General features: G+C 67.8%; 18 protein-coding genes and 1 pseudogene. 10 read left to right on the forward strand and 9 right to left on the reverse strand.

Features of this window, described 5'->3' with window-relative positions; all coding sequences use genetic code 11:
• The 3 genes and pseudogenes from ACP7AU_RS04940 to lpxK all read left to right on the forward strand — a co-directional run.
• Complete coding sequence (locus ACP7AU_RS04940) at positions 1 to 687, forward strand: lysophospholipid acyltransferase family protein (RefSeq protein ID WP_426050700.1); 687 nt, start codon at positions 1 to 3, stop codon at positions 685 to 687.
• Positions 684 to 1976 (forward strand): 3-deoxy-D-manno-octulosonic acid transferase, encoded by a 1293-nt coding sequence (locus ACP7AU_RS04945; RefSeq protein ID WP_426050701.1) that lies wholly within the window; start codon positions 684 to 686, stop codon positions 1974 to 1976. The genes ACP7AU_RS04940 and ACP7AU_RS04945 overlap by 4 nt, the downstream gene beginning before the upstream one ends.
• Positions 1973 to 2962, forward strand: a pseudogene (lpxK, locus tag ACP7AU_RS04950) (tetraacyldisaccharide 4'-kinase); the annotation flags it as partial. The gene ACP7AU_RS04945 and the pseudogene lpxK, both read left to right, overlap by 4 nt.
• A gap of 70 nt (positions 2963 to 3032) precedes the next feature.
• On the opposite strand, the gene ACP7AU_RS04955 reads toward lpxK, so the two are convergent.
• Entirely contained in the window at positions 3033 to 4352 is a 1320-nt protein-coding gene (locus ACP7AU_RS04955; protein ID WP_426050702.1) for an amidohydrolase family protein, read from the reverse strand.
• Positions 4353 to 4479: 127 nt separating this feature from the next.
• Between ACP7AU_RS04955 and ACP7AU_RS04960 the strand changes: the two genes are divergently transcribed.
• The gene (locus tag ACP7AU_RS04960; protein ID WP_426039582.1) at positions 4480 to 5154 is read left to right on the forward strand and encodes a murein L,D-transpeptidase catalytic domain-containing protein; all 675 of its coding nucleotides are present in this window, start codon (positions 4480 to 4482) and stop codon (positions 5152 to 5154) included.
• Positions 5155 to 5157: 3 nt separating this feature from the next.
• On the opposite strand, the gene purD is transcribed toward ACP7AU_RS04960, so the two are convergent.
• Together purD and ACP7AU_RS04970 are read right to left on the reverse strand one after the other, a co-directional pair.
• Positions 5158 to 6435 carry a phosphoribosylamine--glycine ligase gene (gene purD, locus ACP7AU_RS04965; protein WP_426050703.1) on the reverse strand — a complete coding sequence of 426 codons (1278 nt, stop codon included), beginning with the start codon at positions 6433 to 6435 and terminating at the stop codon, positions 5158 to 5160.
• A gap of 47 nt (positions 6436 to 6482) precedes the next feature.
• Positions 6483 to 6641 (reverse strand): hypothetical protein, encoded by a 159-nt coding sequence (locus ACP7AU_RS04970; RefSeq protein ID WP_426039584.1) that lies wholly within the window; start codon positions 6639 to 6641, stop codon positions 6483 to 6485.
• Positions 6642 to 6702: 61 nt separating this feature from the next.
• Here ACP7AU_RS04970 and xseA point away from each other — a divergent pair, with 61 nt between their 5' ends.
• The 4 genes from xseA (at position 6703) to ACP7AU_RS04990 (ending at position 10168) form a co-directional block, all read left to right on the forward strand.
• A complete protein-coding gene (xseA, locus tag ACP7AU_RS04975) occupies positions 6703 to 8310 on the forward strand; it encodes an exodeoxyribonuclease VII large subunit (RefSeq protein ID WP_426039585.1) in 1608 nt (535 codons plus the stop codon).
• Positions 8311 to 8495: 185 nt separating this feature from the next.
• On the forward strand, positions 8496 to 8690 hold the full coding sequence (locus ACP7AU_RS04980; protein ID WP_303694379.1) for a DUF2093 domain-containing protein: 195 nt from the start codon (positions 8496 to 8498) through the stop codon (positions 8688 to 8690).
• Complete coding sequence (locus ACP7AU_RS04985; RefSeq protein ID WP_426050704.1) at positions 8687 to 9574, forward strand: M23 family metallopeptidase; 888 nt, start codon at positions 8687 to 8689, stop codon at positions 9572 to 9574. The genes ACP7AU_RS04980 and ACP7AU_RS04985 overlap by 4 nt, the downstream gene beginning before the upstream one ends.
• 60 nt (positions 9575 to 9634) lie before the next feature.
• Entirely contained in the window at positions 9635 to 10168 is a 534-nt protein-coding gene (locus ACP7AU_RS04990) for a response regulator (protein ID WP_426050705.1), read from the forward strand.
• A gap of 295 nt (positions 10169 to 10463) precedes the next feature.
• Here the strand turns inward: ACP7AU_RS04990 and ACP7AU_RS04995 are convergent, their stop codons facing one another.
• The 3 genes from ACP7AU_RS04995 to ACP7AU_RS05005 form a co-directional block, all read right to left on the reverse strand.
• Positions 10464 to 11060, reverse strand: a complete 597-nt coding sequence (locus ACP7AU_RS04995; protein ID WP_426050706.1) for a Crp/Fnr family transcriptional regulator — start codon at positions 11058 to 11060, stop codon at positions 10464 to 10466.
• Positions 11061 to 11448: 388 nt separating this feature from the next.
• A complete protein-coding gene (locus ACP7AU_RS05000) occupies positions 11449 to 12396 on the reverse strand; it encodes a lysophospholipid acyltransferase family protein (protein WP_426050707.1) in 948 nt (315 codons plus the stop codon).
• Positions 12386 to 13156 (reverse strand): SDR family NAD(P)-dependent oxidoreductase, encoded by a 771-nt coding sequence (locus ACP7AU_RS05005; protein WP_426050708.1) that lies wholly within the window; start codon positions 13154 to 13156, stop codon positions 12386 to 12388. The genes ACP7AU_RS05000 and ACP7AU_RS05005 overlap by 11 nt, the downstream gene beginning before the upstream one ends.
• 109 nt (positions 13157 to 13265) lie before the next feature.
• On the opposite strand from ACP7AU_RS05005, the gene ACP7AU_RS05010 reads away from it, so the two are divergent.
• A complete protein-coding gene (locus ACP7AU_RS05010; RefSeq protein ID WP_426042345.1) occupies positions 13266 to 14540 on the forward strand; it encodes an EAL domain-containing protein in 1275 nt (424 codons plus the stop codon).
• Positions 14541 to 14662: 122 nt separating this feature from the next.
• Positions 14663 to 15394 carry a hypothetical protein gene (locus ACP7AU_RS05015; protein WP_426050709.1) on the forward strand — a complete coding sequence of 244 codons (732 nt, stop codon included), beginning with the start codon at positions 14663 to 14665 and terminating at the stop codon, positions 15392 to 15394.
• A gap of 48 nt (positions 15395 to 15442) precedes the next feature.
• Here the strand turns inward: ACP7AU_RS05015 and ACP7AU_RS05020 are convergent, their stop codons facing one another.
• From ACP7AU_RS05020 to lspA, 3 genes are all read right to left on the reverse strand, one after another.
• Positions 15443 to 15892 carry a PaaI family thioesterase gene (locus tag ACP7AU_RS05020; protein ID WP_426050710.1) on the reverse strand — a complete coding sequence of 150 codons (450 nt, stop codon included), beginning with the start codon at positions 15890 to 15892 and terminating at the stop codon, positions 15443 to 15445.
• Positions 15893 to 16120: 228 nt separating this feature from the next.
• On the reverse strand, positions 16121 to 16687 hold the full coding sequence (locus ACP7AU_RS05025) for a DUF3035 domain-containing protein (protein WP_426039241.1): 567 nt from the start codon (positions 16685 to 16687) through the stop codon (positions 16121 to 16123).
• A gap of 58 nt (positions 16688 to 16745) precedes the next feature.
• Positions 16746 to 17273, reverse strand: a complete 528-nt coding sequence (lspA, locus tag ACP7AU_RS05030) for a signal peptidase II (RefSeq protein WP_426039240.1) — start codon at positions 17271 to 17273, stop codon at positions 16746 to 16748.
• Between the last annotated feature and the right edge of the window lie 69 nt (positions 17274 to 17342).

Genomic DNA, 17342 nt, shown 5'->3' on the forward strand with positions numbered 1-17342 from the left:
GTGAGGCCGCTCCGCAATCCTCTGATCCAGACCATCCTGTCGTTCGCGCTCGCCGGGTGGATGAAGCTCTGCTTCGCCACGATCCGCTGGACCTGGGAGGGCCGCGAGCATGCCGAACAGGTCTGGGCCAACGGCGGCGGCGTCATCTGCGTCTTCTGGCATTCGCGCATTGGTCTCAGTCCGGCGTGCTGGCCGCTCGACCTGGCTCAACCCGCCAAGGCCCTGATTTCACTCAGCCCTGACGGACAGTTCATCGCCAAGGCCGTGGCCTTGCAGGGCTTCCCGGCGGTGCGCGGCTCCTCCGCCAACAAGGACAAGACTGACGCGGCCAAGGGCGGCTTCCGTGCCCTCCGCGACGGCCTGAAACAGCTCAAGGTCGGCGCTCTGGCCATCACCCCCGACGGCCCGCGCGGCCCGGCCCGGGTCATGGCCGAGGGCCTGCCCCTGATGGCGCGGATGTCCGGCGCCCCGGCCCTGTTCATCGGCATGAGCTGCCTTCCGGCCATCCGCCTGAACAGCTGGGATCGCGCCATCCTGCCCCTGCCCTTCGGTCGCGGCGCCATCGTCTATGACATCGCCCGTTACCCCGAGGGCGCCGAACTCTCTGACGTCACCGGGCCCTGGGCGGAAAGGCTGACCGCCGTAGAGGCCCGCGCCGACGCCATCACCGGGCTTGAACGGCTGTGACCCTGCCTCTGCTCGCCTACCGCCTGCTGACCCGGATGCTGGAACCCCTGGCCCCGCGCCTGCTCGACGCCCGCGTCAAACAGGGCAAGGAAGACGCCGTCCGCGTCGATGAACGCCTCGGCGTTGCTGGCGTCGCCCGCCCCGACGGCGACCTGGTCTGGCTGCACGGCGTCAGCGTCGGCGAGACCCTGTCGCTGTTGCCCGTGGTCGAGCGGATCGTGAAGGCCCGGCCCGACCTGACCGTCCTCGTCACCTCCGGCACGGTGACCTCGGCGGAGTTGCTGGCCCGCCGCCTGCCTCCCGGCGTGATCCACCAGTTCGCGCCCGTGGACGTCCCCGGCGGGGTCGCCGCCTTCCTAGACCACTGGCGGCCCTCAGTTGGCGTCTTCGTCGAGTCCGAGCTCTGGCCCAACCTGATCCTCGCCGCCCGCGACCGGAAGATTTCGCTGGCCCTCGTCAGCGCCCGCATCACCGAAAAGACCGCCGCCGGCTGGGCCCGTTTCCCGAAGTCGGCTCACGAGCTCCTGTCGGCCTTCTCCCTCGTCATGCCCCAGGACGATGTTTCCGCCGCCCGGTTGCACAGCCTGGGCGCCCGCGTCGACGGCCAGGTGAATCTGAAGCTTTCTGGCGCCGCCCTGCCCCACGACGCCTCGGCCTTCACCGCCCTCAGCGCCGCTATCGGCGACCGCCCCGTGGTCGTCGCCGCCTCGACCCACGAGGGCGAGGAGATCGCTATCGTCCGCGCCCTCGACCATCTCGCCGAGCGCCTGTGCCTGATCCTCGTCCCCCGCCACCCCGAGCGCGGACCCGAGATCGCCACCACCCTGACCCGCGACGGCTACCGCTTCGCCCTGCGATCGCGTGGCGCCCAGCCGAACGCCGAGACGGACATCTATGTCGCCGACACCCTGGGCGAGCTGGGCCTGTTCCTGCGCCTCGCCGATGTCGTGGTCATGGGCGGTTCATTCGGCTCCTTTCTCGGGCGCGAGCCCTGGGGCGGGCACAATCCGCTGGAGCCCGCGCGTCTGGCCAGGCCCGCCGTCGCCGGTCCCGACGCCTCCAACTGGCAGGCCGTCACCGCCGATCTCGTCGCCGCCGGAGGCCTGGAACTCGTCGCCACGCCCGGCGACCTGCCCGGCGTCGTCACGCCCTTGCTGAACGATTCCGCCGCCGCCCGAGCCATGGGTGAGCGCGCGCGCCGCGCCGCCGCCGATGTCGGCGCCGGTCTCGACCGCCTGTGGGACGCGCTGCAGCCACTTCTGCCTCCGTCGTCCCGGCCGCGCCGATGAAGCTGTCCACGCCTCGCTGGTGGTATCAGCGCGACGGCCGCCACGGCCGCGTCGCCCGCACCCTGCTGAAGCCCGTTTCGTGGGTATGCGCCGCAGCCACCGCCCGCCGCATCGCCCGCGCCACGTCCGTCGATGTTGGCGTCCCCGTCATCTCGATCGGCAACCTCACCGTCGGCGGCTCCGGCAAGACCCCGGTCGCCCGCGAAGTCCTGCGTCTGGTTCGTCGGCAGGGCGTCGATGCGCATGCCCTGTCGCGCGGCTATGGCGGCAAGCTGGCCGGCCCGCTCCGGGTCGATCCCGCGACCCACACCGCCGCCGACGTCGGCGACGAGCCCCTGATGCTGTCCGGCGACGCCCCCGCCTGGATCTCCGCCGACCGCGTCACCGGCGCCCGCGCGGCGGTCGAGGCCGGCGCCCGGGCCCTCGTCCTCGACGATGCTCACCAGAACCCGACCCTGAAGAAGACCCTCAGCCTGATCGTCGTCGACGGCGAGACGCGCGAGGACGAGTGGCCCTTCGGCGATGGCTCGGTCTTCCCCTCAGGTCCGATGCGGGAACCGCTGGCCGCCGGTCTCGCCCGCGCCGACGCGGTCGTCGTCCTGCTGCCCGGCGACGGCCCGCCCGCCGATCCTGAACTGCTGGCCGTGTTCGGAACCCTGCCGACCTTCATCGCCCGGCTGGAGCCCGGCCGCGCGCCGCCACCCGGCCCCCAGTTCGGGTTTGCGGGCATCGCCAAGCCGTGGAAGGTCGAACGCGCTTTGATCGCCGCCGGGTGCGAGCTCGTCGACTTCGCGCCGTTCCCGGACCATGCGGAATACCGACCGGAAGATCTCGCCTTCCTCGCCGACCGCGCCGCCATCTTTGACGCCGGTCTGGTCACGACCGAAAAAGACTGGGTCCGCCTGCCTCCCGACTGGCGGACCCGTGTGGTCTCGTGGCCTGTCGCCGCCCGGTTCGAGGACGAGGCGGCGTTCTCGGGGTTCCTGAGCGAACATTCCTCCCCCTCCGTCACGGCGCGAAGTGGCGCCGCGCCACCCTCCCCCTTCGGGGAAGGATTTATTCGGCGCGGTAGACCACGCCGCCCTTCATCACGAAGGCCATATGCTCCAGCGTCGTGACGTCGGTCAGGGGATCACCCTCGACCGCCACGATGTCCGCCGGACGGCCCGGCGCGATCAGGCCGGCCTGGTCGGCGATCCTCAGATGCTCGGCCGCCACCACCGTCGCCGCCTGGATGGCTTCCAGCGGTGTCATCCCCGCCTGCACCAGAAGCGCGAACTCCTGCGCATTGTCTCCATGCGCCGAAACCCCCGTGTCGGTGCCGAATGCGATCCGCACGCCGCCCTCGTGCGCGCGCCGGGCCATGTCCAGCATCTTCGGACCTGCCTCCAGCGCTTTCGCCGTCTGGGCCGGGGTGAAGAAGTTGGTTGGACTCGCCGCCACCCGCGCCACGAAGTCTCCGGCCAGCAGGGTCGGCACCAGATAAACGCCCTCGCGCCGGAACAGGCGGATAGACTCGTCGTCCAGATAGGTGCCGTGCTCGATCGAATCGCCGCCGGCCCGCAGGAAGGCGTTGATGCCGTCGACGCCGTGGGCGTGCGCCGTCACCTGACGGCCCATCCGGTGCGCCACCTCGACGATGGCGGCCAGCTCGGGGTCGGTGAACTGCTGGGCCAGGCCCGCCGCAGTGTTGGACAGAACCCCGCCGGTGGCGGTGATCTTGATGATGTCGGCGCCCGACCGCACCTGGGTCCGCACGGCCCTCATGCAGTCCTCCGGTCCTGAACAGACGCTCTCGGACGACAGCAGGTGCATGATGTCGTCGCGATAGCCGTTGATGTCGCCGTGGCCGCCGTGGATCGACACCGACGATCCGGAGGCGATAACTCGCGGTCCCGGCACGTCACCGCGCCGGATTCCTTCCCTCAACGCGAAGACCGCGTCATTGTCGCCGCCCAGATCCGCCACAGTGGTGAACCCGGCCATCAGGGTCTTCCGCGCGAAGCCGGCGCCGATCATGGCGCTGTCGGCCGCGTCGCGCGTCACCGCGTCCAGCCGCCCGGTCGGGCTCTGCTGAGAGGTCAGGTGAACATGGCTGTCGATCAGGCCCGGCAGGACGAAGGAATCACGCAGATCGACGACGTTCGGACCCTCGCCGACGAAGCCGTCGCGGATCTCCGTGATCTGGTTGCCTACGATCACGAGAGTTTTATCGCGCAGCACAACACCGCTCTCGGGGTCCGCCAGAAGCCGCCCTGCCTGAACGAACGTCGTTTCCCCGTTCGCGGGAAAAGCCTGTGAGGCGGGGCTCTGCTGCGCCTGCGAAGGCCCTGCGAGCGCGAAAACGGCGGCGACCGCCAGTGCGACGAACTTCATAAACCTCTCCCTGATACTGTGCGCCACCATACGCGTCGGTGGCTTTCGGCCAAGGCTCCGGTTGAACCCGGCGGCGTATTTGTGAAACAAGCCATGACTTCGGCATAACCGCTACGAAGGGCGTCGCATGCGGCTATCGAGACGGGGATTGATTCTGGGTGGTTCGGCGGTGCTCGCCGGCTGCGCCACCGCACCCGTCGCTCAGATGCCGATCGTCCTCGCCGCCGCCCCTCCGCTGCCGCCCCTCCCGCCTATTCCGCAAATCACCCCGCCGCCGCTGGATCCCGGTCGTCTGGTCCGCCCCGAGTTGATGAGCCGGGCCATGGCCGCCCTGGACGTGCACAGCCACCGGATCACCCTGCGCGACCGCATGTATCTGGTCGATTTCCAGAAATTTTCCGGCGACGCTCGCATGTTCGAGGTCGATCTGATCGGCGGCCGCGTCACCGCCTTCCGCACCTGCCACGGCCGCGGCTCGGACCCGGAGCACTCCGGCTTCGCCCGGACCTTCTCCAACACCCCGGAAAGCTACATGTCCTCGGTCGGCGCCTACGCCACCGCCGGCGCGGGTTGGGGCGCCCAGCAAGGCCCAAACGTCCTGCTCGACGGGCTTGAGTATTCGAACAACATGGCCCGCGACCGCGCCATCATCGTTCACGGCGCCGACTATGCGGATCCGGAATTCCTGGCCCGCGAAGGCAAGCTGGGCCGCAGCTACGGCTGCTTCTCCACCGCCCACACCGACCTGCCGATGCTCCGCGAGCGCATGGGCGAGGGCCGCCTGCTGTTCGCCTACGCCTAGAGGCTACTCGCGCTCCAGAGCGCGCCAGCCGATGTCAGTCCTGCAGAACCCGCCCGGCCAGTCGATCGTGCGCACCGCAGCATAGGCCCGCTCGCGGGCCTCGGCGATGTCGTCGCCCTCGGCGCAGACGCTCAGGACGCGCCCGCCGGACGCGACCAGGGTGCCGGCCTCGCGCCGCAGGGTGCCCGCGTGGAAGACCTGCACGTGCGGGCCGAAGTCCTGCTCGGCGCCCCGGATGATCGAGCCTTCCAGAGGACTGTCGGGGTAACCCTTGGCCGCCATGACCACGCAGATCACCGTCTGCGGCTTGAACTCCGGCTGCGGCAGGCGCGACACGTCCCCGCGCGCGCAGGCCAGCAGATAGGGGACGATGTCCCCCGCCATCCGCATCATCAGGACCTGGCATTCCGGGTCGCCGAAGCGGGCGTTGAACTCAACAACCTTGGGACCTTCATCGGTCGACATCAGCCCGACGTAGAGCACGCCCTTATAGGGCGCGCCCTCGGCAGACATGGCCTTCAGCGTCGGCTGTACGATCCGGCGGTCGGCGGTCATCACCATCGCCTCGTCGAACACCGGCGCCGGCGAATAGGCGCCCATGCCGCCCGTGTTGGGCCCCAGATCCCCGTCGAAGGCCCGCTTGTGATCCTGGGCCCCGCCGAACAGGACGGCGCGTTTGCCGTCGCACAGGGCGAACAGGGATCCCTCCTCGCCCTCCATGAACTCCTCGATCACGACGCGCGAACCGGCCGGGCCGAATCGCCCGCCCAGCATCCGCTCGATCTCGGCCTCGGCATCGCGGCGATCGGGGCTGATCGCCACCCCCTTGCCCGCCGCCAGGCCGTCCGCCTTGATGACATAGGGGGGTTTGAACACCGACAACGCAGCCTTGGCGTCCTTGACCCGGTCATAGACGCCGTAGTGCGCCGTCGGGATCTCGTGCCGCTCCAGGAAGGCCTTGGAGAAGGCCTTGGACGTCTCCAGCTGCGCCGCCTTGGCGCTGGGTCCGAAGCAGGGGATGCCGGCGGCGTTCAGCAGGTCCGCAAGACCGGCCGCGAGGGCGACTTCCGGCCCGACGACCACAAGGCCGACCTTCAGCTCACGCGCCAGCCGGGCCAGGCCCTCGGCATCGTCGGCGCGGATGTCCGGCACGCATTCGGCGACCTTGCCGATGCCGGGATTTCCGGGCGCGCAAAACAGGCGGTCGACCAGCGGCGATTGCCGCATTTTCCAGGCCAGGGCGTGCTCGCGCCCTCCCGATCCGACCAGCAGAATATCCATCCGCGCGGAATGGCCGCGCGGGCCCCTCTGGTCAAGGCCGCAGACTGTCAGAGCAGGGCGGAAACCACATAGACCACGGCGGCGAGCATGAAGATTAACACCAGGATCACCCAGACGCCGACCGCCGAGTCGCCGCTGCGGCGCGAAAGCTCGCGCTCGTTCGGGTTCTCCTCGTCCCGAGGGGGAATGCGATCCTGATCGTTCATCCCTCGATATAGGCCGAACGCAGCGGTTTCCGCACCCCCTCGGCGACGCTACAGTCGCCTCATGACCGACGACTACGTCTTCGCAGGCCCCGCCGACGCCGAGCCGGCCGCCGCCCAAAGCCAGGGCGTGGGCGACAACAATCCGCCCCTGTCGATTTCCGAGCTGTCCTTCGCCCTGAAGCGCACGCTGGAGGACCGGTTCGGCCACGTCCGGCTGCGAGGCGAAGTGTCCAAGGTCAATCGCCACGCCTCCGGCCACATCTATCTGACGCTGAAGGACGACAAGTCGGCCATCGACGGCGTGGTCTGGAAAGGCTCTGCGCGCGGCCTCGGCGTCCAGCCTGAGACGGGCCTCGAGGTCATCGTCACCGGCAAGATCACCTCCTACCCGGCGCGGTCCTCATACCAGATCGTCATCGAATCGATGGAGGCGGCCGGCGCCGGCGCCCTCCTGGCCCAACTCGAACGCCTGAAGGTCAAACTGTCGGGCGAGGGCCTGTTCGATCCGGCCCGCAAGAAGCCCATCCCCCTCTATCCTCGCACGATCGGCGTTATCACCAGCCCGACCGGCGCCGTCATTCGAGACATCCTGCACCGGATCGCCGAGCGCTGGCCCTGCCGGGTCATCGTGTGGCCAGTCGTGGTCCAGGGCGACGCCGCCTGTGGCCAGGTCGGGAACGCCATTCGCGGCTTCGACGCCATGACCAGGGACGGCCTCATCTCCCGCCCCGATCTGCTGATCGTGGCGCGCGGCGGCGGCTCGGTCGAGGATCTGTGGTGCTTCAACGACGAAGGCCTGGCGCGCATCGTGGCGGCGGCGACCATCCCGATCATCTCGGCCGTGGGGCACGAGACGGACACCACCCTCATCGACTTCGTCTCGGATCGTCGCGCCCCGACCCCGACAGGCGCCGCCGAACTGGCCACGCCGGTGCTGGCCGACCTGCGCGCCTTCGTCACCGATCTGGAGCGCCGTCTGGATCGTTCCGGCGCCCGGCTGCTGGAGGACCGCCGAATTCGCCTGCGCTCCGTGGCGCGCGGCCTGCCCGCCCGGCCGGAGGAGCTCGTGGCCCTGGCCCAGCAGCGGCTCGACCACGCCTCCAGCCGTCTCGCCTCGGGCCTCGGCCGCAACACCGAACTGCATCACCGCCGCCTTGTCGCGATCGGCAGCCGTTTCGCGCCGGCCATTCTGAAACGCGCGATCGAGCAACGGGAGGCACGGCTTGAGGGGCAAGGCGCTCGTCTGATTTCAGGGCTACGCGCCAACACCTCCGACCATGAACGTCGCCTGCTGCTTGTCTCGGGTCGATTGAACCCAGAGGCGATCGTCAACCGGCAGAAGCGTCGCGAGCTTGGTACGCAGAACCTGGCGTCACGCCTTGAGCGCGTCCGACCGCAGGCAATCGAGCGCGCCGAGACCCGCCTCGCCGCCCTCGCCCGCGCCCTGGCCAGCCTCGACCCCAAGCGCCCCAAACCCGGCTTTGCGCGCGTCGACGACGAGACCGGCGCGATGGTCTCGTCCGCCGCCGCCCTGTCACCGGGGCAGGCCGTGACGCTGGTCTTCCCCGATGGCTCCAAGGGGGCGCATATCGAGGGCGACGGCGCGGTGAGGGCGAAGCTGGTTCCGAAGGCGAAAGCGGCCCCGGCGAGCCAGGGCGACCTCTTCTGACGACAGTCTCCTCCCGGTTCGCTCCCTGGCGAATCAGGCGGTGGATGCGAGCTCTTTGCGAGCAGACGGACGGCTTCTGGATGTCGCCAAGCCCCTCCGCGGCCTCCGCTTGGCTACGGATCCACCGGCCCTTCGCTACGCGACGGGGAGGAGACGACGGACGGATCTCCCGCTATCCTGTCGCCATGACCTCCGTCCCCTCCCCCGCGACCCTCCACTACGGCGACGGCGAGTTCGCCGTGCTCAAGCCCGGCCCCTTCGTCCTGTGCGCCGTCTCCGGACGGCCGATCCCGCTCGAGATCCTGCGCTACTGGTCCGTCGAGCATCAGGAACCCTATTTCAGTCCGGCCGAAGCCCTGTCCCGGATGGTCGATCAGTGACGCCTTCGCGGCGCGGCCTGATCCTGGGCGCCGGCGCCGCCACCCTCTCCGGCCCAGCCTTCGCGGATCCGTCCGATGGTCTCGCCCTGAACGGCCGTTTCGTCCAGGGCGGGTTCGCCATGGGGCGGGCAGAGCCGCGGGCCATGGTCTTCATTGACGGAGAAGCCCTGACCACCGCTTCCGCGGCTGGCCTATTCATCGTCGGCTTCGACCGGGACGCCCCGCCGTCGGCCCAGTTGGAGGTGCGCGGCCAAGGCCGCGTCGCCCGCCGCACCCTGCCCATCGCGCCCGGGACCTTCCCCTCAACCCGCATCAACGGCCTGCCCCCGTCGACGGTCGAGCCGACGGACCCGATGCTGCTCGCCCGGATCCAGGAAGAGATCGTGCTGAAGACCGAGGGCTTCGCCAGCCGCGCTGACGCCGACGACTTCCGTTCCGGCTTCACCTGGCCGCTCGACAGTTATCGGGTGACCAGCCTGTGGGGTTCCCAGCGCGTTCTGAACGGCACGCCCGCCCGGCCTCACTACGGCATAGACCTGGCCGCACCCGCCGGTTCTCCGATCCGGGCGCCGGCGAACGGCGTCGTCACCTTCGCCCGCGCCGGCATGCATTTCGAAGGCGGCCTGACCCTGATCGACCACGGTCAGGGCCTGATCACCGCCTACCTGCACCAGTCGCGCATCGACGTCCTGCCGAACCAGCGAATCACCCGGAGCGACGTCATCGGACGGGTCGGAATGATGGGCCGCGCCACTGGGCCACATCTGTGCTGGCGCATGAAATGGCGTGATCGGAACTGCGATCCGTCTCTGATGATCGGCGAATCGGCTCCGGAAACCGCTTACAGTGACGGCCAGGCTTTCGTTCCGCGTGGACCTGGCTGATCTTTGCCCGTAGAATCGACCATCAGACCGCCGTGGGGGCGGCCTCGGCCCGATCACCAAATGTCCGCCCTTCAGTCCCTCAACATCCTGCTGGTCGACGACAACCAGCACATGCGAGCCATCACGTCCGCCATTCTGCAGTCCGCCGGGATCCGCAACATCCGCGAGGTGTCCGACGGCGCCATGGCGCTCGAAGCCCTGCGCGATTACCCGGTCGATCTGGCGATCGTCGACTTTCATATGTTCCCGCTGGACGGGGTGGAGTTCACCCGCCTGGTCCGCAACAGCCCCGACAGCGCCAACCCCTATCTGCCGATCATCATGATGACCGGCCATTCGGAAAAACACCGCGTCTATGAGGCACGCGACGCCGGGGTCACCGAGTTCGTGGTCAAGCCGATCACCGCCAAGGCCGTGTTCGACCGCATCCAGGCCGTCATCATGCGTCCGCGCCCCTATGTGAAGACCGACGACTACTTTGGCCCGGACCGTCGGCGGACCTCGAGTGTCGCAAGCTACAAGGGTCCCCGCCGTCGTTCGACTGACGTTGCGGACGACGCCTCCACGAACAGCGACGGTTCCGGCAAGGCCTGACGCCTCGGTTCGAGGCGCTGTCGCGTTTCAGCTCTGCGATCTTGTAGTCCCGCGACAGATCCGGGGGCAGGAATAGTCCCGTGCCAGCCGCAGCCGCATCTGCGCCAGATCCCTGGCCTCGCGGTCGTCCACCGCATCGACGTCTTTGACGATCGGCGGTATTTCGGGACCATCGTGGAGCCATAAGAGGCAGCGGAGCATGGGCATGCTCTCAGCAAGAAAGCCGCTCATATCTCAGCGATTGCAAAGGCCCGGCCGACAATCATTCATGCGGCTGTCACACTTGCAGAGCGCTTCATCCGTCGACGCGTGAAATCCCGTCGGCGGTCCCCCGGGTCTCGCCGTAGCATTCACAGGCCGAGGCCTCGAGAATCTGCCGGTTCAGCACCGTCACCCGGCCTCGTGTAAAGGTGATCGCACCGCGGCGCATCAGGTTCTGCGCCGCCTCGTTCACCGTCGTGCGTTGCGAACCCAGCATGTTGGCCAGGAACTCCTGCGTCATGTGCAACACCGCGTCATCGGCCCTGTCATGGGCCCTCAGCAGCCATTTGGAGAAGCGCCGCTCTAACGTATGGATGGCGTTGCAGGCGGTGGATTGCTCCAGTTCCCTTTGCAAGGCGGCGTCATAGGTGGCCATGACGACCCGCAGGCTGTGACTTCTCGTGGCCAGTTCACGCATTCGCCGCGCCTCGACCTTGCGAGACTTTCCGGCCATCTGGGCGACATAGCGAACCGCAGTCTTGGCTGGGATTTGCCAGGCCGTGGAGCCGATGATGCCTTCCCGGCCGACCATATAGGCCTCGACGCTGCGCCCGTCGTGCATCAGGGCGACGGCGGACACGATGCCTTCGTCGACGAAATAGATAGTGTCGACAACATCTGACGGCTCCATGAAAACATGGCCCAATCGAAAGTCGAAATCAGTAGCAACGGAGGTGACTTGGTCGCGATCGTCGACGCTCAAGCCACCGATCAGGATATTCCCACGCGAACTCATAGCCATGTCGGCTGCTAGGCTTATTGCTCCATAGCCGTCTGTCGAAAATTGACACAAGCGGGAGCGTGTTACGCTGTCTAGTCTCTTTGCGTCTTGGCCGATAGTCAAAACGTCAAATAAACCGACGTGGCGGGATGCGCAAACAACTCGCCAATATTCATTAGCATCGCGAAATCGTACTGCCGGAAGTAGTTCATCCGTCTGACCGTCGCTCTTGAATTAAGCTTGGCCGTGCCGCCGGAAAGCTATTCGGTCGAACCCGCACCAAGACGTGAGCGCGCTGTTACTCGGCGTCTTCCAACTCCCGGTAGACCCGGTCCGGCCACCGCTTGTGGACCCAGAACCAATCCACCGGATGCTCTCGCACCCGCGCCTCGACGAAGCGCGTGACCGCCTGTACCCCTCGCGTGATATCGCCCGTCCGGTCGCCGGTCCTGGCCAGTTCGATCGGCGCGTGCGCCGTGACCCGGAATCGCACGCCCGGCAGCCGGACCACCGACATCGGCTGCAGCACCGTGCCGAACCGCAGCGCCAGACGGCTCGGCCCCGGCGCCGCGTTCACCGGCTGGCCGAAGAAGGTTACTTCCGGCCCTTCGGAAAATTTCTGGTCGTTCATCAGGGCGACGCTCTCGCCGCGCGCCATCCCGGCCAGCAGCTCACGCGCCCCGCCCCCGCCCTTGGGGGCGAACAGCTTCACCCCGTACCGCGCCCGCGCCGCGATGATCTGGGCGTCGACATAGGGGTTGTTGGCCGCCCGATAGGTCACCTGCACCGGCACGCCCGAGGCCACCAGAACCGCGGCCATCGTCTCGATATTCGCCAAGTGGCCGGACACGAAGACCACCGGCTTGCCCGAGGCCCGGATCGCCTCGAGCCGCTCGGCCCCGACGATGTCGATCCGCCCCGACGCCGGGGTCAGCCGGTCCATCACCGCCGTCTCGGCGAAGGTGCGACCCGTCTGTTCCCACTGTTCCAGGGCCAGCCGTCGCCGTTCATCGTCGCTCATCTCGGGGAAGGCGATCCGCAGGTTCCGCAACACCGTCTTCTGCGTCCCCGTGACGGGGCCGAGCGTCCGCAGCACCCAGCCGCCGAAGTTCGAGGCAGGCTCCAGCCCGATCAGCCGCATCAGGCCGATGAAGCCCGCGAACAGCGTCGCCTCCAGCCGCCAGATCAGATCCTGACGAAGACCCGGCCCCCCGGCGCCCCGGCCCTTGCCGGCCTCACCAGGCAATCGTCAGCCCGCCGTCCACCACCAGGGTCTGGCCATTCACGTATGAGCCGGCCTTCGAGCACAGATAGACGGCCGTGCCCGCGATCTCGTCCGGCTGGCCGATGCGCTTCATCGGGTTCGGTTCGACCGTCACCTTCAGGACCTCCTCGTTTTCCCACAGGTAGCGGGCGAAGTCGGTCTGGATCAGGCCCGGCGCAATACAGTTGACCCGCACGTTCGACGGCCCCCACTCGACGGCCAGGTTCCGCGCCAGCTGCATGTCCGCCGCCTTCGACACATTGTAGGCGCCGATCAGGGAGTTGCCGCGCAGGCCGCCGATGGACGAGATGATCACGATCGCCCCGTCCTTACGCTCCAGCATCTGCGGGGCGACCATCTGGGTCAGCCAGTGGTTGGCCAGCACATTGTTGTGGAAGATCTTCTCGAACTGCTCGTCGGCGATCCCTGCCATCGGCCCGGCATAGGGGTTGGACGCCGCGTTGCAGACCAGGATGTCGATCTGGCCCCAGGCGGCGTTGGTCTCGTCGACCAGCCGCTGCAGGTCTTCCTTGGAGGCGATATTGGCCGGGATCGCTATCGCACGGCCCTCCCCGTACCTGCCGTTGATCTCCTTCACGACCTCCTCGCAGGGGCCGGCCTTGCGCGACGAGATGACCACCCTGGCCCCGTGCTCGGCCATCCGCTCGGCGATGGCCTTGCCGATTCCCTTGGACGAGCCGGTGATGACGGCGACCTTGCCGGTCAGATCGAACAGTTCCATGCGTATCCCCTGTTTCGGCGTGGTTTCTTTGGCCCACACCCTAGCTGTTTCGTCCTGATACCCCGATACTCGGGCGATTCCATCCGGGAAGTCGGACTTCACCGTTCCCATGCGCGCACTGACCAACGGCTTCCTGTTCTTCGGCTACGTCTTTCTGGCGATGACGGTCGGCGCCTTCCTGTGGCGCGCCGGCCTCGGCATCGGCCCGGGCGTGGCTGCGACGCTCGGCGTGCTGGGCGTCCTGACGGCGATCCACGCCATCTTCACCGGCATCGGCGAACGCAAGGCCCTGCGCACCGAGATCGGCCAGGTCCGCGAGGCCCACCGTTTGCTCGCCGACGCGCTGGAGCAGACCCAGACCGCGCTTGGCGACCTGGCCACCGCTATCGAGGCTGGCGCCCTGTCGCGCACCGATGAACTCACCGGCGAAGTCCGCATGCTGGAAGACCTGATCCAGCAAATGAGCGTCTCCATCGACCAGCGCCTGTCGGTCACCCCCATGGTCGCTCCCGACAGTGTCGAGGCCCGCCGTCACTACCAGTCGAACCTGCTGCTCAAGACCGTCCACGACGCCCTCTCGGAAAACCGCGTCGACCTCTATCTCCAGCCCGTCGTCACCCTGCCCCAGCGCCGCACGGTCTTCTACGAGAGCTTCACCCGCCTGCGCGACTCGACGGACCGGGTCATGATGCCGGCCGAATACCTGTCGATCGCCGAGGGCGAGGGTCTGGTCCCCGCCATCGACAACCTGCTGCTGTTCCGCTGCGCCCAGATCGTGCGACGCCTGGCCCGTCAGGACCGCAAGGTCGGCGTCTTCTGCAACGTCGCCCTGTCCTCACTCGGCGACGAGACCTTCTTCCCGCAGTTCCTGGAGTTCCTCAGCGAGAACCGCGACCTGAACCAGGCCCTGATCTTCGAACTGGGTCAGGCGACCTTCGACGCCCGCGGCGCGGTCGAGGCCCGCAACATGGCCAAGCTGGCCGACCTCGGCTTCCGCTTCTCGATCGACAAGGTTCAGACCCTCGACCTCGATTTCAACGACCTTCAGCGGTCCGACGTCCGCTTCGTCAAGGTGGCCGCCGACCTGCTGATCGAACAGCTTCTGGATCTGGACGGCGGTTCGCCGATCCCGTCCCTGCGCGACATCCAGGCCGCCGACTTCGCCCAGCTGACCCGCCGGTACGGCATCGAGGTCATTGCCGAGAAGTGCGAGTCGGAACGCCAGATCGTGGACATCCTCGAGCTCGACATCTCCATGGGTCAGGGCCACCTGTTCGGCGAACCTCGCGCCATCAAGGAAGCCGTCCTCGCCGAGACCGACCCGCCCGCCGACTTCGTGCGATCGACGCTGATCAGCGCAGAGAAGCGTCGGCGGTACGCCTGACCTTGGTCCGGTAAGGGGACGTTTCGTCGCACCTGGATAGCCATGGCAAGCGCCGCCGCGAACGTGCAGTGTGCGAGCCGAAACGGGGGTCGAACGCCGATCTCCCGACTCCCGGATGCACGATGACACCGATCAGAAACCTGGCCCTCATTCCTGCCGTGCTGGCGATGCTCGGCGCATGCTCAGCCCCCGAGCCCACACCCCCTGTTGAAGAGGCGACTGTCGCCGTCCCCAGCACCGTTCGGGTGCGCGGCACGGTCCGGTCCCTGGCTGGCGATACGATGACGGTTCAGACCTATGACGGCCGGACGGTCTCCGTACCCGTCGCAGCGGACACCCGGTTTGTCTGGGTCGCATCGTCCAGCCTCTCGACCCTCCAGGACGGCGATTTCGTGGGCACCGCAACAACGGGTCCGAAGACGGCCCTTCGAGCGGTCGAACTGGTGATCTTCCCCGAATCGATGCGCGGCGCCGGCGAGGGCCACTATGCCTGGGACACGCCGGGCGTTGTCGCGGCAAAGGGTGGCACCCCCGCCGCGTCGAGCGCCATGACCAACGGCACGGTCGCAAGCCAGAGCGCCATGACCAACGGTACCGTCGAAAGCCAGAGCATGATGACCAACGGGACGGTCTCCAGCAGCGAGTCTTCGTCCGGCGGCCGCACGCTGACCATCGCTTATGAAGGCGGTACGGCGAACGTCACCATTCCCGAGGGGACGCCGATCGTGCGGTTCGAACCCACCGAACGCGTGTCATTGGCGGTCGGACAGAAGGTCTATGCCGTCATACCCGCGGGTGCGACCACGGCCGGGTTCCTGGCGATGGGCAAGGACGGCGTCGTTCCGCCGATGTAGCCCGCCAGCGGCGCTGTTCGGGTCGGCGGCGACCGCGATCCAGGCTGGCTACTTCGTCTCCATGACCAGACAGGTGGAGGTCGCGGTCGCATAGAGTTTGCCGTCCACGCCCTTCAGGTCCGCCTCGGCGAAGCCCGCACGCCGTCCGATCTGCACGATCCGCCCCTCGGCCTTCACCGTCACGCCCTCGGTCAGGGCGCGATGGAAGACCGTCTTGATCTCCAGTGTTGTGTAGACCTGTCCCGGCCTCAGCATCGAATGCACCGCGCAGGCGCAGGCCGAGTCCAGCAGAGTCGCCATCCAGCCGCCGTGCACCGTGCCGATGGGATTATACACCGCCCGCGTCGGCGTCCCCTCGAATACCACCCGGCCTTCCTCGACCTCGGTCAGCCGATAGTCGAGGGTCTTCGCGATCGGAGCCGCCTTGTCGTCGGCCTGGAACCCGAGCCGCAGTTGTTCGACCCCGGACAGGTGGCTCAGTGAGCGAAGATCAGTCATGCGAAGGGTCCCTGGGAGAAGTCCGTCTGCAATAAGGACTGTCCTGTGGTCTGTGCAAGCTAGTCCTCCCCCATCGGGGGTCGATGCCGACGGAGCGGAGCTGCGGCAAGGAGGGGACCACGACATGGTGGAGGGGGCCGGCCGCGATTACGGAGTGTGGGTCTGGCCCCCTCCGTCACGTCGCGAAGGCGCGCCGCGCCACCTCCCCCAACGGGGGAGGATTGATCCCTACAGACCCGGCAGCTTGAAACCGCCCGAGCGGCGCGGCGCGATCACGATCGAGTTCTGCGTGCCCGTCAGCGCCTGCAGGCGTGCGTTCTCGCTGGCGGCGTCGATGGTCACCGCCCCCTGGGCTGTCTGGGTCTGGGTCGGGGCCTGAGAGGCCGAGTCGTCGCGGCGCCAGAACAGGATGCGGTTTGCGAAGCTCTCTTCCTTGTGCGCCAGGTCGCCGAACTCGTCGTCGATGACATAGCGGGCCAGGGGGTCGGCGCGGTCGGCGCCGGCGGCGACCACCAGGGCCTGTTCGCCCGGGGTGCGCGTGATCGCCTGACGCTGGCCCAGCAGGATCTGGCGGGCGGCGCTTTCGGGGGCCAGTTCCTGCGGGCGCGGCTGGCCCGGCGCAGGCGGACGCAGCCCGTATTCCGGCGGCACGGTCAGCGGGGCCGAGGCCACGGTCAGGAACTCGTCCGGCACGACCTTGGTCAGGCCGATGGACTGGCGCAGGCCGCCACAGGCGGTCAGGGCAACGGCCGAGACGGCGATGGCGGACACGGTCAGGATACGGGCAGTTCGCATGGGTCGGTTCGGCTCCGGCGCAAAACCTGCGCTCTGGACAGCAGGAAAGAGCGGGTGATTACGCCTTTTCGTGGGCCGCGCCAACGGCCTGCTTCCGCTCCGACACCACACTGTCGATAATCAGCAGCAGAACGCCGATGGTGATGGCGCTGTCGGCGATGTTGAAAACCCACGGAAACACGCCGGTCCCCGAGAAATCGATGAAGTCCACGACATAGCCGTACTGGATCCGGTCGATGGCATTGCCGATGGCCCCGCCAATGACCAGGCCGATGGCTGCGACCAGGGTGCGGCGCTCCGCCTTCAGCGCCCACCACGCCAGCGCGGCCGCCACGAGGATCGAGAAGACGCTCAACGCCCAGCGCGCTTCACCGCCTCCGAACAGGCCGAAGCTCACACCGGTGTTGCGGACCATTGTGATGTTCAGGATGCCCGGGATCACCTCGGCGAACAGATAGCCGGAGGGGATCATGGCCGGGTCCGACACATCGGCGGATCCGAGAACCCACGCCTTGGTCAACTGGTCCATCACGATGACGAACAGGGCGAAGCCATAGGCGGCCCAGGCGATGCGAGGGATTTTCATGCGCGTCCGGTTAGCAGGACATGGTCGCGCCGCCAAACCCTCGCTTCACCCTTTCGACCTGACGCGTTA

The organism is Brevundimonas sp. SL161 (assembly GCF_049896985.1).
Taxonomy (GTDB): Bacteria; Pseudomonadota; Alphaproteobacteria; order Caulobacterales; family Caulobacteraceae; genus Brevundimonas.